6 protein-coding genes are annotated in these 15,765 nt (G+C 58.0%); 4 read left to right on the forward strand and 2 right to left on the reverse strand.

Features of this window, described 5'->3' with window-relative positions; all coding sequences use genetic code 11:
• The first annotated feature begins 225 nt into the window (after positions 1-225).
• Positions 226-5,106: a DEAD/DEAH box helicase gene (locus tag NTD85_RS11580; protein ID WP_262142205.1), complete on the forward strand. Its 4,881-nt coding sequence runs from the start codon at positions 226-228 to the stop codon at positions 5,104-5,106.
• A gap of 514 nt (positions 5,107-5,620) precedes the next feature.
• Here the strand turns inward: NTD85_RS11580 and NTD85_RS11585 are convergent.
• Positions 5,621-7,693 (reverse strand): TerD family protein, encoded by a 2,073-nt coding sequence (locus tag NTD85_RS11585; RefSeq protein ID WP_262142206.1) that lies wholly within the window; start codon positions 7,691-7,693, stop codon positions 5,621-5,623.
• 561 nt (positions 7,694-8,254) lie between these two features.
• On the opposite strand from NTD85_RS11585, the gene NTD85_RS11590 reads away from it, so the two are divergent.
• Positions 8,255-8,782, forward strand: coding sequence for a hypothetical protein (locus NTD85_RS11590; protein WP_262142207.1), 528 nt, complete (start codon positions 8,255-8,257; stop codon positions 8,780-8,782).
• Between the two features lie 140 nt (positions 8,783-8,922).
• Here the strand turns inward: NTD85_RS11590 and NTD85_RS11595 are convergent, their stop codons facing one another.
• Positions 8,923-13,563, reverse strand: coding sequence for a membrane-targeted effector domain-containing toxin (locus NTD85_RS11595; protein ID WP_262142208.1), 4,641 nt, complete (start codon positions 13,561-13,563; stop codon positions 8,923-8,925).
• 226 nt (positions 13,564-13,789) lie between these two features.
• On the opposite strand from NTD85_RS11595, the gene NTD85_RS11600 reads away from it, so the two are divergent.
• A complete protein-coding gene (locus NTD85_RS11600; protein WP_103484074.1) occupies positions 13,790-15,166 on the forward strand; it encodes a multicopper oxidase family protein in 1,377 nt (458 codons plus the stop codon).
• A complete protein-coding gene (gene tadA / locus NTD85_RS11605; protein ID WP_103522385.1) occupies positions 15,166-15,663 on the forward strand; it encodes a tRNA adenosine(34) deaminase TadA in 498 nt (165 codons plus the stop codon). Before NTD85_RS11600 ends, tadA begins: the two co-directional genes overlap by 1 nt.
• Positions 15,664-15,765 lie beyond the last annotated feature (102 nt).

Below are 15,765 nucleotides of genomic sequence, written 5' to 3' on the forward strand. Positions count from 1 at the left end.
TTGTGCGAAAGTAGTTCAATTTCTGGGGCTATGGCAACCATGATGTGGGGGTCAGGTAGATTTTGCTTTCAGCCACTGGTGGGCGTGAACGGCAGACACAGGGCATCACCAGCTCCCCCGAAGTAGCAACCGTCTCAAGCACCCTAGCTGCTTTCACTTCCCCCTATTGGTAAACTCCGTACTTTTTGGCGCTCACAAAGCGCTGCCGTCTAAAAGGGAAATCACATGTCGGCTCTAACAGCCTTGCTCGAGGCGTATCGCGCTGTGTCTGTCTCCGAGCGTGAGAAGGGTACGTATTTTGAGGAGTTGATCTGCGTCTACCTACGCAACGAAGCGACCTACAGCGATCTATACGATAGAGTCTGGACTTATGCCGAGTGGGCTAAAGAGCAGGGTTTGAGCGGCAAGGATGCGGGCATTGATCTGGTCGCACGCACCCAGGGCACTGGCGAGTACCACGCCATCCAATGCAAGCTGTACGCCGAGGACTACAAAGTCCAAAAAAAGGACATCGATAGTTTCTTCACCGCCTCAGGCAAAGCCCAGTTCTCGCACCGCGTCATTGTCACCACCACCAATAACTGGAGCGAGCACGCCGAGGACGCCTTGCAGGGCCAGCAGCCTCCGGTCAGCAAGATCGATCTGCAAGCCCTGGAAGACAGCCAGATCGACTGGGTTAAGTACCAGTCCAGCAAAGCGGTCACGCTCAAAACCAAGAAGCAGCTGCGCGAGCACCAACAGACGGCATTGAACGCAGTGGAGGCTGGCCTCAAGGACGTGGAGCGCGGCAAGTTGATTATGGCTTGTGGCACTGGCAAAACGTTCACGAGCTTGAAGATCGCTGAGCGTCTGGCCGGCAAAGGCAAGCGTGTGCTGTTTTTGGTGCCTAGCTTGTCGCTGCTATCTCAGACTCTCACTGAGTGGACGCAGGAAACTGGAACCCCGCTGCACAGCTTCGCAGTCTGCTCTGACAGTGACGTAGGGAAGAAGCGCAAGGCTGAGGACGACGCGGTTCAGGTATTCACACATGAGCTGCGTTACCCGGCGACGACCAAGGCTGATCGTCTGGCTGCGGAAATGCTCAAGCGTCACGACGCGGAGCATATGAGCGTTGTGTTCTCGACCTATCACTCTATCGACGTGATCAGCCGTGCCCAGCATGAGCATGGCTTGGCTGACTTCGATCTGGTGATCTGCGACGAAGCACACCGCACTACAGGCGCGACCTTCGGTGATGACGACGAAAGCAATTTCGTACGGATTCACGATGGTGCCGATATTCGCGCTGCCAAGCGCTTGTATATGACAGCCACGCCACGCATCTACGGTGACAGTGCCAAGGTTAAGGCAGAGTCCGGCGAAGTCACGCTTTGCTCGATGGATGACGAAGCCCTGTACGGCAAGGAGTTGTTCGTCATCAACTTCTCCGAGGCTGTCCAGCGTGGCCTGCTCACTGATTACAAGGTGCTGGTACTCACCGTCGAGGAGAGCACCATCAGTCGCCGCCTTCAGGACATGCTGAAGGACGAGAACAACCAGCTCAAAGTGGATGACGCGGCCAAGATCGTCGGCTGCTGGAAGGCATTGGCCAAGCAGGGGCTGCATGAGCAGCTAGTCGGTGATGATGAACCGATGAAGCGTGCTGTCGCGTTCTGCCAGGTCATTTCGCCCAATTACAAGGGCACCAAGCACAAGGTCAGTTCCGTCAACATTGCCGACATGTTCCAGTCGGTCGTGGAGGCTTATCAGGAGTCCGAGGAAATCGACGAGGCTGCGCGGCTGACCTGCGAGGCCGAGCACGTTGATGGCGGTATGAATGCCAGCCAGAAGGAAGCCAAGCTGAAGTGGCTGAAGGCTGAGGCGCCGGCCAATACCTGTCGTATCCTCAGCAACGTGCGCTGCTTGTCTGAGGGCGTGGATGTGCCAGCATTGGACGCTGTGCTGTTCCTCACCCCGCGTAACTCCCAGGTCGATGTGGTTCAGTCCGTTGGCCGCGTGATGCGTAACGCACCGGGCAAGAAGCGTGGCTATGTCGTGTTGCCGGTGGTTATCCCGGCTGGGATGGAACCTCACGAAGCGCTCAACGACAATCAGACCTACAAGGTGGTCTGGCAGGTACTCCAAGCGTTGCGCTCGCACGATGACAGCTTCGACGCCATGGTCAACAAGCTCGACCTGATTGGCTCAGACCCACGCAAAATGGAAGTCATCGCCATCACCGACAAGGCCGAGAAGAAGGCCAAGAAAGCCTCTGGCACCAGCAACGGCAAGGCTGGCAAAGGGCAGTACGGCATTGGCGAAAAGAGCGCTAAATACGATACCGAAGGTCAGATGACTCAGCAGGCTGAGCTGACCTATGAGGTCGGTGAAATCGAGAAGGCCATCTACGCCAAGATCGTCGACAAGTGCGGCAACCGCCACCACTGGGAAGACTGGGCCAACGACATTGCCAAGATCGCCCGCACCCACATCGACCGTATTCAGGGCATTCTGGAGAACCCGGAATACACCAACGAAAAAGCCACTTTCGAAGCCTTCGCCGCTGAGCTGCGCGACGACCTCAACGACAGCATCACCGATGGCGAGATTGTCGAAATGCTCGCTCAGCATCTGGTAACCAAGCCAGTGTTTGATGCCCTGTTTGATGAGTACAGCTTTGCCAGCCACAACCCCATGTCCAAGGCCATGCAAGGCGTGCTGGACGCGCTTCATGAGCACCACCTGGCCAAGGAAGCGGACACCTTGGAGAAGTTCTATGCCAGCGTGCGTCAGCGCGCAGCCGGCATCGACAACGCTCAAGGCAAACAGAAGATCATCGTCGAGCTGTACGACAAATTCTTCCGCAACGCCTTCCCCAAAATGACCGAGCGCTTGGGCATCGTTTACACCCCGGTCGAAGTGGTGGACTTCATCCTCCACAGCGTCAATCACCTGCTAAAACAGGAATTCGGTCAAACCCTGGGTAGCAAGGGCGTGCATATCATCGACCCCTTTACTGGTACCGGCACCTTTATCACCCGCCTGATCCAGTCGGGCCTGATCAAGCCGGAAGAGTTGCCGCACAAATACAGGCACGAGATCCATGCCAACGAACTGGTGCTACTGGCTTACTACATCGCCGCCATCAATATCGAAGCGGCCTACCACGGCGAAGTCATCGACGAGTACACCCCGTTTGAAGGCATCTGCCTGACCGATACATTCCAGATGTACGAGAAAGACGATCTGGTGGATGCCCTGCTGGAGGACAATAGTGCGCGGCGTAAGCGGCAGAAGGCGCTGGATATTCGGGTGATTGTGGGGAACCCCCCTTATTCGGCAGGGCAGACCAGCGCTAATGACAATAACGCCAATGTTGAGTATCCGGTGCTGGATGAGCGTATTCGCAGCACCTATGCGGCAGGCTCTAGAGCCACGCTCAAAAACGCCCTGTACGACAGTTATATCCGCGCCATCCGCTGGGCTAGCGACCGTATCGGTGATGCCGGCATCATCGGCTTTGTCACCAATGCTGGCTGGGTGGAGGCCAACACTGCGGATGGTTTGCGCAAGTGCTTGGCGGATGAGTTTTCCAGTCTCTATGTGTTCCACCTGCGCGGCAACCAGCGCACCAGTGGCGAAACCTCACGCAAGGAAGGCGGCAAGATTTTCGGCAGCGGCAGTCGTGCCCCTATTGCCATCTCACTGCTGGTCAAGAATCCTAACGCACAGGCTCACGGCCAGATTCATTTCCACGACATTGGCGACTATTTAAGTCGTGAGGAAAAGCTGGAGAAGATCGCAGGCTTTAGCAGCTTGGCTGGTATCGAGCAGTGGCAGAAAATCATCCCAGATGAGCATGGGGACTGGCTGAAGCAGCGCGATGACAGCTTTGCCAGCCACATAGTGTTGGGGGGTAAAACAGATGTCACTGAAATCGTTCTCTTCGACAATTACTCGAATGGAGTGAAAACAAACCGCGATGCTTGGGTCTACAACGCATCACAAAACTCGCTGAAGCAGACCTTAGATAAAATGATCGGATTCTACAACAGCGAGGTAGATCGCTACCGCGCAGCCTGTTCAGGGTTGCCGAAGCAGGTGTGGCCAGATCCTGACGCATTTGTAGACTTTGATTCCAAAAAACTGAGCTGGACGCGAGAGGTCAAGCAAGATTTAGCTCGGCAAAATTTTCGCCCATTTCGCCCGGAGGGTATCGCAGAATCCCTTTACCGACCGTTCTTGAAGAGCTGGATGTATTTCGATAAGCACTTCAATAACTGCGTATACCAGATGCCGCGCATCTTCCCGGATGCCTCCGCGGATAATCGGGTTATTTGGATAACAGGAGTCAGCGCTTCAATGGCGTTTTCCTGCTTTATGAGTGACTGTGTCCCTGATCTGCAGGGGCCTGCAAAGGTGCAATGCTTCCCCCTCTACCTCTACGACGAAGCCGCCCAGACCGCAAAAGATGATCTGTTTTCTGAGCCGACTGAACATGGCTTACGCCGCCGCGGTGCAATCACCGACGCCGGCCTTACCCATTTCCAGAGTGCTTATCCTGGCGAGAAGATTAGTAAGGAAGACCTGTTCTATTACGTCTACGGCATCCTCCACTCTGCGGATTACCGTGAGCGCTTTGCCGACAACCTGAGCAAGGAGCTGCCGCGCATCCCGGCTGTGAAGAAAGCAGCTGATTTCTGGGCTTTCAGCAAGGCTGGCTGCGCCTTGGCCGATCTCCACCTGAACTACGAAACCGTCGAGCGGTACCCGCTGACTATCGAGGCCAAGGGCGCGCTCACCAATTCCGATTACCGCGTGGAGAAGATGAAGTTCGCCAAGAAGGGCGACAAGAGCACCGTCATCTACAACCACCACATCATCCTCAAGGGCATCCCCGAAGCAGCCTGGGACTATGTGGTGAACGGTAAGGCTGCGCTGGACTGGGTGATGGAACGTCAGGCTGTGCGTACAGACAAAGACAGTGGAATCGTCAATGATGCGAATGACTGGGCTGTTGAGACCATGGGCAATCCCAAGTACCCGTTGGAGCTGTTCCAGCGAGTGGTTACTGTGAGTCTCAAAACCCAGGACATTGTGAACGGTTTACCGGCTCTCGATATCTGATCACTTGAGCGTGTCATACGCTAGGCCGAATGCAGAGGTAACGATGAAAGACCGTAGTCACGATGAGGCAATGTCAGAGCTTTTCCAGGCTGATCCCTTGTATGCGGCTGAGCTGCGGGCCGAGGTTGTTCGTGATGGGGATGCTGATGAGTTGGCGATCCTGGAGCGGCAGTTATCGGCTGCCTTTGCCGCGAGTAGCTCTAACACCGCGTCTTGACCGGTTTTTGGCTCAGCATGGCATTTTTCATGGTCTTTTTTTTCGGTGAGGCCTGCATGTGTCGATTTATAAGGCCTGGATGGCTCAATTGATAATAGAGTGGGAATAATGCCCTCGGCCTCAGGGCGGATCGGTTGAAACAAAAAACGCCTGGTGCTTATGCATCAGGCGTTTTTTTTGGGGTTCTATTAGTGCTTCGGAGCGAACGGCTACTCAGTGAGACTTGCTGGCATTTTTGGTGGGAGCACTGGAGCAAGGGGCGTAGTTCTCAATCGATCGCTAAGGCTGGCGTACCTATCAGAGAAACTGTGATCGAATCAAATCTGTATCGAACGGTGTTATCCCTTGCTCAGGCGCAAACACTGCATTTGCTTGCTCCGGCGAAGCAACTCGTTCCCCGCGTGCTCGTACATGCAAGTCGAACAGCGTTGCCAAATCCGGCCGTGGCGTATGAACCAAGGCCCGCAGCATCAACGATACCCCACTGAGATTGTTCCCGACGTTGTTCCACCGCGGCGACGAAGTGAGTCCCAGATCGGCCCAAATCGTGCGTCGTTCCTGTAAATCCATCACGAAGGGCAGACAGATAATTGTGTCGGATGCGATATCGACACGGTCGAACACGGTTCGCGGCTCGAATATTTCACCCGATGCCGTATCGGTGCGGGCCATCCAGCCAGCGAAACATTCTGGAAGATCGCAGTACGGTTGTGTGGTGTATGAGTTGATGGACGTGACGACGTAGCGAATACCTCTGTCGACGAGGGCATCTACATCGAGGTCGATGAACTCCGAAGCGCCATCGGGCGCGTCGGTGATGTCGCCGCTGTGGCAACCGCCGAAATCCTTCAGGTTGTAGTACGCGACCGTTTGCTTGAATACGAAGTCGGCGTCGAAAAAAGCGGCGGACAAGTCAATATCCGTGCGCCCGGTGCCATTCTTCCACCACAAGAACAGGCGAATGAAGCGTGCATCAGGCATAGGCAACCGACTGCCTCGCACCAGCGTACGTAGCGATTTCGACGATGCACGCTGCGCCAGCGGCACCTTGTATTCGCGTAATGCGGGATCGATGAAACAACGACCGAGTGGCGGCAGCGATGCAAAACGCGTTACAAGCGCGTTTTCGCAGATTCGGGCTGCGCGAGCCAACACTTCGGCGGTGAGAGGTTCGCGGTGATCCTTGATGCCATAGACCTTGGCGAATGCGCCTTTTGGGGTGAAGGCGCGCAGGGACAGGGGGCGTGGAGCGCGTACCTGGGCGAGCAATTGCAGCAGGACAGGTGAGGACACTTGTGTTGCAACAGCCTCGAATGCGTCGAGAACCGACTCGGGGTTCGTCGCGCGCCGCAGGCTCACGTCCAGCCGTCGTGCGAATTCACCGGGACGGCTCTGTAGTAAGGGCGTGAGCGTGGCGATGTCGCGCTGGGCCAGCAGTGTTTCGACACGTGAACCAAAGGTGGCTGGCGCTTCGTCGCGGCGCGCTGCCGTGATCGCGTCGAGTGCTCGTGGGTACTTATCGGCGTAGTCGCCCGGATGCAGCACTTCAGCCAGACGCTTCCAGCGCTCGGCGTGGCGCATCACATCTTCTGTAGCATTGGGTATTGAGTCGAGCAGGCGTAATAACAGACGGCGCATCGAGCGCTTCATCGCTTTGAAACGTGTCGTAGCTGTCGTAAGTGACACGTCACCTCCACTCAGGGCGACCGCGAGTCGCAGCACATCCGTCGCCGTTTCGACGTTGCGCTCCAGGAATGCGTCCACCCGTGCGTCACCGGCTACATGCAGGATAAGTGCGCCGCCAACCTGTGCACGTATCTCCCGGAAAGGGATGGACTCGGGCAGCAGACGGAACACATCACTTTTGTACTCCCTGACGAACCAGACAACATCAGCCGTTTCCTCTTCGGAAAGTGAAGTGCGTGATGAAACCAGCGGCTCGAGCAGTGACTCGAACTCATGGACGCTTCCCGGTTCAATAACCCAGTGTATGAAGTTGCCTTCAAGCAGTGGAGGTCGAGATTCTTCAGTCGGTGGTAGGCGCCTAAGCGTGAGGTAATGTATGACCGCGTTAAGATACAACTCCGCCTCTGTGGCCCTCAGAACCTGTTCTGGAAAGTCAGGATAGAACGGCCGGTGATGCACATGCGCGCCACTCCTCCGCCGAAGGATTTCAACAATGCCATGCAACCAGTGCTTGAGCTCTGTCGGTGACAACATGCCGATCTGCTCTATCAGCGTTTCTGATAGTACACACCGGAACGCCGCGACCTCCCGGATAGCCGACGCGACCTGAGCGCGGGTTGCACCGCCAGTACCCACCGGTACGTGAACTTTGCTACGGCGACGCAGGAATAGCTCTTGATTCATGCTTGATTTTCTCCTTGGGTCGTCGTCGTGAGCGAGCCGCAGCATCATGCCTGCAACTGATATGAAAACGCCTGCTAGAAGCAGGCGCGGTGTGGAGAGCGGAACCCCTAGTTCATAGGGGGTTAGAAGGAAGGTGTTCCATAGCCACGGAGGCATTCTACGTAAGGTTTTCGATTTTTGTCAGGTCGTTGCTTCTCTCAACGGTAACAAGCTGATTCACGATATGAAGGGGGGAGGAACGACAAGTCGCTTGTCTATCATCCAGGCGGATATTGGCGTTATTGGCCAACTGTGGCTTCAAGGGCGGCGACTTTCCAAGCCGGCATTGACCGGCACCCACTAGCAACAAAGACCATGAGGCCCGCGTAATTGCGGGCTTTCTGGTTTTTGGCTTTGGCGTTTTTGGCAATCACGGCCATCCGGCAATAGCACACTTGCCCTATAGCTAAGTCGATCTTCGCTCCCTAAGCTGGAAGCGTCTTCTATTGACGGAAGTACAGCCACTGTCTTGACGGATAACAAAGTCATGCGTGTTGATCAACAACATCGCGTCGAGCTCCGTTGCTCGTCATCTCCATAATTCCTGAAATACATGCAGGTAAGCGTATGTCGCCAACACATGGAAAAGCGTTTAGAAACGGAATTGCGCTGTGTCTGATGACGGGGCTTTTAATCGGCTGCGCAAACTCAAACGATTTAATGGGATCGTTGAATCCCAATGGTGTAGGTGCGAAGAAATATGACGAAGCTTATCTAAAGACCACCATCATTCGTGGCAAGACCACCAAGAGCCAGATATCCCAGTTATTTGGCCCTCCCATGCAGGAGGCGGCAGACTCGGACACTATAACTAACTGGACTTATGTGAAGAGCGAGGAAGGGGTCGAGAAGTATATGAATCTCGCCCACAGATTCGTATCGCCCGAGACAAGCGGCCAACTTGCACAGGTTTCGTCCCACGTATCCAATGCGCAGGGAACATTGAATGAGGTGGGCAGCGTGACCAGTGGCAAAACCACGCGCCAAGGCATTGTTTTGACCATCTATTTTGAAAACGATGTTGTTCAGAACTACAGCGTTGCACGTTGATTGATTCTGCACGGTTCAACGACTGGTAACTGCGACGAGTCGAGCCAACCGAATTGATCCAGTGCGAGCTGTAAAGGCTTGATCGCTGCAACCGAAAAGCCGTGTGAAATCCGTTTCACACGGCTTTTTGCGTTTCTGCGTTACAGCGGTTTTGACCAGCCGCCCAGTTGCATGCCCATGTCATCCAGTGCCTGCAGCAGCGCTTTCATGCTCGGGTAGCGTTTACCGCTCACCGAAGGCCAGCCGGGGCGTTCGATGTAGAAGCGCTTGCCGTCGGTCTCGATGATGGTCCGTACCAGCTCTCGCGTGCGACTGCGATGCACGATGAAGGTCATGTTGGGTTGCTGCTTCAGGGAGTACATGCCGTAGCGCGGCAACAGGGTTTCGAATTCCGTCATGGTGTGCGCGGTCCAGGGCGTTTCCATCTGCAGGCGCAGGTCGCCCCTGACCAGTGCAGAGCGATCATGCTCGGTGCCGCCCAACGGCAGGATTTTCCCCGGGTCGACTTCGATGCCCCGTGCAGTCCCTTCGGGGACATCCTCGACGCGAATGCCGACGGCCTCCTCCAGTTCGCTGACGCCGGCCACGCCTTCGAAACTGTTGGAGTGGGAATTGCCCATCAGCGCCACCCATTTGTGTGCGCCCCGTGCAGCCTGGTCGGCGCGGATCACCAGGCGGGCAAAGTAATTCATCATTTTCTGCCGCGCCGCCTCATCGCCGGACGGAATGTCCATGCCGTTGAGGCGATAACTAGCCATGCAGTCGATGGCTTGCACGTGGATCCCCTGTTTTCTGGCCTCCCTGACCAGCTCCAGAAACGTGTAGCGCTGCAGCGGATCGGTCATGTTGCCGACGTCGAGCGCCTTGAGATACGCCTCGAGTTTTTTCGGCAGGTTGCCGGTCTGGAAGAACTCGTCCAGTGCGGCTTGATGGAAGTCCGTCAGCAAATGCTCCATGTACAGGCTCTTCACCTGTTTGCTCGCCAGCAACGCCATGTTCTCGATCAGCCATTGCTTGCTGCCAACCGCGGTGTGGCTTTCACCGATCACCAGGCCCCGGGCATGTTCGAGGATTTTCTCGATGATCTCCTCGGCGGTCGCGTCGGCTGCCAGGGTGGGGACGGGAGGGCGTTCGGGCAGGCGCAAGGTGCTGTAGAAATCCCGGGCGTCGCGGTACAGGCGTTTACGGATGCCCTTGAAGTCGCGGTAGGCATCGAACTCGTTCAGGCTGTCGTAGAAATCACGCAATGCTTCGTCATTCAGGCCGTCCGCGCCTTCCTCCAGCTCCGTTTTAAGCGGCGCCGGCATGTCGTACTGCGAGGCGGGCAGGGCGAGCACCGGTCTGCGGCTGCTCGATCCGGCCGTCATCGCAGGCTTGCCACCGCCACTGAGGCCGGCGCGGGGTATGGTTTCCCATTCGCCCTGAGGGTTCAGGCGTACCGGGATCGAGCGAGTAAAGCCGTGGGGATGCTCGGGATCAATCACAGCCCAGTGTCCGTTGCCGTTGATGTCGGTTTCGTAGCGTACGTAATAGGCGGTGTCGTCGATCGAGATTGCGGTCGAAGGATTCGAATCGAGCAGATAAATGCCCTGGAATTTTCCTGGCTCGTTCACCGGAGTAATCCCGTCCAGCAACTCATTGGCCTGCCAGTTCGGCGGGATGACTGGTCGCGGAGTGTCTTCAAGCAGCGTTGTGGCGCTCGCCTGAGGCCAACCCATCGGCTTCAGGCCTTTTTCGATCAGCGTCTGTTTCAACTCGTCCAGTGTGTCCACGGTCAGCGATTCAGGGGGCGGGGCCAGCGGTGTATCGAGGTTGAGCCTGCCGGCGGGGGTGATTCTGATCGCGCTGTCAGCCATGTGGCGTTCGGCATTGCGGTAGACCACCAGCAGGCTGCTGCGGTAGCGCTGAAACGTGAACATTCCCGGTTCCGGCAACAGTGCGCGCAGATTTTGCGGCGTGCGGTATGCCCACGGCGTTTCCATTTGCACCCGCCAGTCGCCCTTGATCAGATTTTGAATGCTGTCGGGATCGCTCAGGCCTCCGGCAATTTCCTCGACCGGGGAGTCGGGGTAATCGGCATATTCCACCGCCAGCCCAGGGTCGCTACCGATGGCTTCGGCTTGTCCCGGCGTTACATCGTCGATGCGTACACTCAAGGCCTCGGTCTGCTCGCTGATGCCTTGATAGCCGCGAAAGGCGCTCATGTTTTCCTGATTGACCAATGCCACCCATTTGCCCGGGCCATTGAGTTCCTGATGAAAGCGAATGACCTCGCCGGCAAAGAAGCTGCGCGCCATCTGGTTGTTGGGGAAGGGCTGCAGCGAATCTTTGTTGATGTTGTAAGTGGTCGACAGGTCGATCGCCTGAAGTCGGATGCGCTGGGCGTTGGCGGCCTTCACCAGCGCCATCAGGTTGAATTTGCCGTCCGGGTCGTTGCCGGCCCGGAAGTCGATTCTGTTCAGGTAGTCTCGCAGTTCCTCGGACATTTCCCCGGTGCGGGCGAACGCATCCAGATCCAGTTGATTGACGTTGGCCAGCAACTCTTGCACGTACAGGGTCTTCACACCGCTGCGGGCGAGATGCGGCATGTGTTCAATCAGCAGTTTCTTGCTGCCGATACTGCCGCGGCTTTCACCGATCACCAGCCCGGGTTTCTCCGCCAGCGCGACGTCGAACAATTCGCTCGGGGAGGCGACGGGCTCCGGCGGCAGTACATGCAGGCGTGGAGCCGGCGGGTGCAGTTCATACCAGGCGTTGGCATCGCTGATCAGCGTCGCACGTGCTTGTTCCTGCGCCAGGTCGAACTCGCTTAACGAGATCACCTCATGCGCATGCGGCATGAGTGCATTGCCTGCTTCGGTTTCGGGCCTGATCACGCTGTGCATGTCGATGCCGCCCAGGGTCCAGGCGCGGCGGAACTGGGCTTGCAGATCCGGACCGCCGAGCGCCCAGGCGCGCATGTCGGGATCATCGAGTCCGGGAACATGGATGCCCGGCGTTTGCGCCCATGGTTCGACGGCGGGACCGCTCGCTTCACTGCCACCGGCGATCATGGGGATATCGAGACCGCCGCGAAGCCCCAACCTGGGCGCTACCTCCCAGGCACCGTCAGCGTTCAGCCGGACGGGGATCGAGCCGGAAAAGGCGTCGGGCCGGGCGGGATCAATGATTGCCCAGTTGCCACGTCCATTAAGGTTTTCTTCAAAACGCACGTAGTAGGCGCTGTCACCAAGGCTGATTGCGGATGAGGGATTGGATGCCAGTCGATGGATACCACGAAATTTGCCCGGCTCGCTGATCAGCGTGTCCTCGCCCAAGACCCGGTTGATCTTGAACGATTGCGGGATGTCCGTGGCAGGTGTCTGGGCTACGGGAAGATCAGTCGGGATCGAGGGCGCCTGCACCGCCGGTGGTGCAGGTTCAGGTTGATTGCTCTCGATCAGGTCGGCCATTTCCGCCGCTTCGGCGGCATCCACCTCGGGGCCGACTTCGACCAGCGATCCCGGGCCCTTGAGGACCAGCAGGTTGAACAGCATGTCGATGCCGCTGAGGACTGCACTGAGGATTCCGGCCTTGCGCTCGGTGGCGGTTTTGCCATTGACCGCCTGATCAATATTCAAGCCCATGTTGGCAATGCTGGCGCCAATCACTGGCAATGCGATTGGCCAGCCGACCACGGCCATCGGCCCGAACACCTTGACCCCGGCGCTGAGGTAGCCGATCCACAGTTTCTTGCGCTGGTCGCCATTGGAGGTCAGGGCCAGGCTGGCCTCGGCAAACATCGCCGCGCGGGTCGAGTCGCTCAGCCAGGTGAAGGCGTCGCCGCTGACCGCGAGGTTGTCCTGATTGATCAGCGAGTGGTCGTAGCGGCCCCACGTTGCTACCAGGCGATTCATCAGCTCGCCAAGGTTGGCGTTGATCTGCTGCCGGTCGGCCAGCGAAAAATGCGCAAGGAATGTTTCGCGGGCAGCGCGTTTGTTCATCCGCTGCAGGATCCAGAAGTGCAGGTCGGTGGCGGTTTCCAGTACCTGAAAGGCGTCGCTGTCACCGGGCAGATAGAGGATCTGCCGACCCTGGGGCGCGACGAAACGCAGAACATTGATCGCGGCATAACCGGCCAGATCCAGCCTGCGCACGCTGTTCGGACAACGCTGTTGTGCCTGCAGCATGGCCAGGTTCACCGGCCAGGTCAGCGGGCCGATCACCGCTCGCGTGACGAACAGAAAATCCGCGTCGCTCAGCTGACGTTGGTCCCGCGCCTGCAGCGCTTTGATCAGGAAATTGCACTTGGCCAGGGTACGAAAGTCGCTGCCGCTGGTGTTCCAGAACGCGTTCAGTTGATCGTCGTACAGCGCGCTGAAGTCGATGCTCCAGAAGTCCTTGAGCACGTCGTTGCCGTGCAGGCGCACTTCATTGCGCTCATCGAAGGTGCGGGCCTCGGGGCCGGCAGTGTAGAAGCCGCCATAGACGTCGAGCAGGTCGGCGTTGTCCTGATCAGCGACGCGGAAGCGGTGAATCACCAATTGGGTCAGGGTCATGCTTGAAGTGGGCGTGGCGTGCACATGCTCCCAGCCGGTGAAGGCTTTCGAACTGCTTTGCGAGGCGTCGAAGCGGTGGAAATACACTTGATCCGGGTCGAGGCCGTGAACCTGGTATTTGCTCAGCAAGTCGTTGGCGACCTGTCGAGCGGCATCCTGCAGGCTCGGGCAGGTCTGGATGACGGTGGCGGCAATCGCCTTGAGCGCGGCCTTGTCGGCGGCGTTGGGCATCGGGCTTGGCATGTGGTTGAACTCTCTATCCATGAGAAACGGGTGGCACAGGATCGCCCGGCTGTTCGATGCATGTGCACTACATAGTTATGTCACTTGAGCGCTCGAAATCGTGTACGCGCGAGGCGCAACTGCGTCCATCCGCCGCGCTGCCCTTACTGTTTCGCAATTGCAGGTGTATCGTATTTGCCTTTTGCGGGCCCGGCGCCCGAAGCAGATACGTGAGGTAGTTGAGTTCATGTCCTTTACCCGTCGCCAAATCCTCGGTGGCCTGGCCGGTCTTGTTGTCGTTGGTGTCGGAGCAGGAGGCGCGTCGCGCTACTGGCTGGGCAAGATGGCCGATGCTGACGCGGGCCACGACTACGAGCTGATTGCGGCGCCACTGGACGTTGAATTGGTGCCAGGGCACAAGACCGAGGCGTGGGCGTTCGGCCCGTCGGCGCCGGGCACTGAACTGCGCGTGCGGCAGGGCGAGTGGCTGCGGGTGCGTTTCATCAACCACCTGCCGGTGGCGACCACCATTCACTGGCACGGCATCCGTTTGCCGCTGGAGATGGACGGTGTGCCGTACGTCTCGCAACTGCCGGTGCTGCCCGGTGAATACTTCGATTACAAATTCCGCGTGCCGGACGCCGGCAGCTACTGGTATCACCCGCACGTCAGCAGCAGCGAAGAGCTGGGACGCGGGCTGGTCGGGCCGTTGATTGTCGAAGAGCGCGAGCCGACCGGTTTCAAGTACGAAAAGACCCTGAGTCTGAAGAACTGGCACATCGACGATGAGGGGCATTTCGTCGAGTTCAGTGTTCCGCGCGAAGCGGCGCGTGGCGGTACGGCGGGGCGGCTGTCGACCATCAACGGCGTGCCCTCGCCGGTCATCGAATTGCCGGCGGGGCAGATCACCCGGGTGCGTTTGCTCAACCTCGATAACACGCTGACCTATCGCATCAACATCCCCGGCGTCGAAGCGCAGATTTATGCGCTGGACGGCAACCCGATCGAGCCGCGGCCGCTGGGCAAGGAATACTGGCTCGGCCCGGGCATGCGTATTTGCCTGGCGATCAAGGCGCCGCCGGCCGGTGAAGAGTTGTCGCTGCGCAATGGCCCGGTGCGTCTGGGGACTTTGCGCTCGGTGGCCAATAACGATGCGCCGACCGAGTGGCCGAAAGCCTTGCCCGCCAACCCGGTGGCCGAGCCGGATCTGGCGAATGCCGAGAAACTCAACTTCAATTTCGAATGGGTCGGTTCGGTGTCGGTGAATGTCGACAACGGCAAACCGCCGAGCCTGTGGCAGATCAACGGCAAGGCCTGGGACATCACTGACAAGACCTGCGCCGATCGGCCGATTGCCAGCCTGAAACTGGGCCAGAGCTACATCTTCGAACTGAAAAACATGACCCAGTATCAGCACCCGATCCACTTGCACGGCATGAGCTTCAAGGTGATTGCGTCGAACCGGCACAAGATCACCCCGTACTTCACCGACACCTACCTGCTGGGCAAGAACGAGCGTGCGCAAGTAGCGCTGGTGGCGGATAACCCGGGGGTGTGGATGTTTCATTGCCACGTGATCGACCACATGGAAACCGGCCTGATGGCCGCCATCGAGGTGAAGTGATGCGCCAGATTCGCCCCGCCGCGATCATCGACCGCAGCCGTGACCGCGATTTCATGCGGGAAGCACTGGCCCTCGCCGAGCAAGGCGCAGCCCTGGGCGAAGTGCCGGTGGGCGCGGTGCTGGTGCAGGACGGCGAAATCATCGGGCGTGGCTACAACTGCCCGATCACCACCAGCGACCCGAGTGCCCATGCGGAAATGGTCGCGATCCGCGCCGCTGCGCAAGCCGTCAGCAACTATCGCCTGCCCGGCAGTACGCTGTACGTGACGCTGGAACCGTGCAGCATGTGCGCCGGGCTGATCGTGCATTCGCGCATTGCGCGGGTGGTGTATGGCGCATTGGAGCCGAAGGCCGGGATTGTGCAGAGTCAGGGACAGTTTTTTACCCAGGGCTTTTTGAATCACCGGGTGTTGTATGAGGGTGGGGTACTGGCCGAAGAGTGTGGAGCAGTGCTGACCGAATTCTTCCGCGCCCGGCGCGCAAAGCCATCTGAATAAACACCACCTCCAATGTGGGAGCGGGCTTGCTCGCGAAAGCGGTGTGTCAGGCGATTAAAATGTTGCCTGACACACCGCTTTCGCGAGCAAGCCCGCTCCCAC

This window comes from Pseudomonas sp. 13B_3.2_Bac1 (assembly GCF_025466205.1).
GTDB lineage: Bacteria > Pseudomonadota > Gammaproteobacteria > Pseudomonadales > Pseudomonadaceae > Aquipseudomonas > Aquipseudomonas fluorescens_H.

What these genes read in the sequence shown, in the direction of transcription:
- NTD85_RS11595 (WP_262142208.1), bottom strand. Translation starts at nt 13,563, where the DNA reads ATGCCAAGCCCGATGCCCAACGCCGCCGACAAGGCCGCGCTCAAGGCG.
- NTD85_RS11580 (WP_262142205.1), top strand. Translation starts at nt 226, where the DNA reads ATGTCGGCTCTAACAGCCTTGCTCGAGGCGTATCGCGCTGTGTCTGTC.
- NTD85_RS11600 (WP_103484074.1), top strand. Translation starts at nt 13,790, where the DNA reads ATGTCCTTTACCCGTCGCCAAATCCTCGGTGGCCTGGCCGGTCTTGTT.
- tadA (WP_103522385.1), top strand. Translation starts at nt 15,166, where the DNA reads ATGCGCCAGATTCGCCCCGCCGCGATCATCGACCGCAGCCGTGACCGC.
- NTD85_RS11585 (WP_262142206.1), bottom strand. Translation starts at nt 7,693, where the DNA reads ATGAATCAAGAGCTATTCCTGCGTCGCCGTAGCAAAGTTCACGTACCG.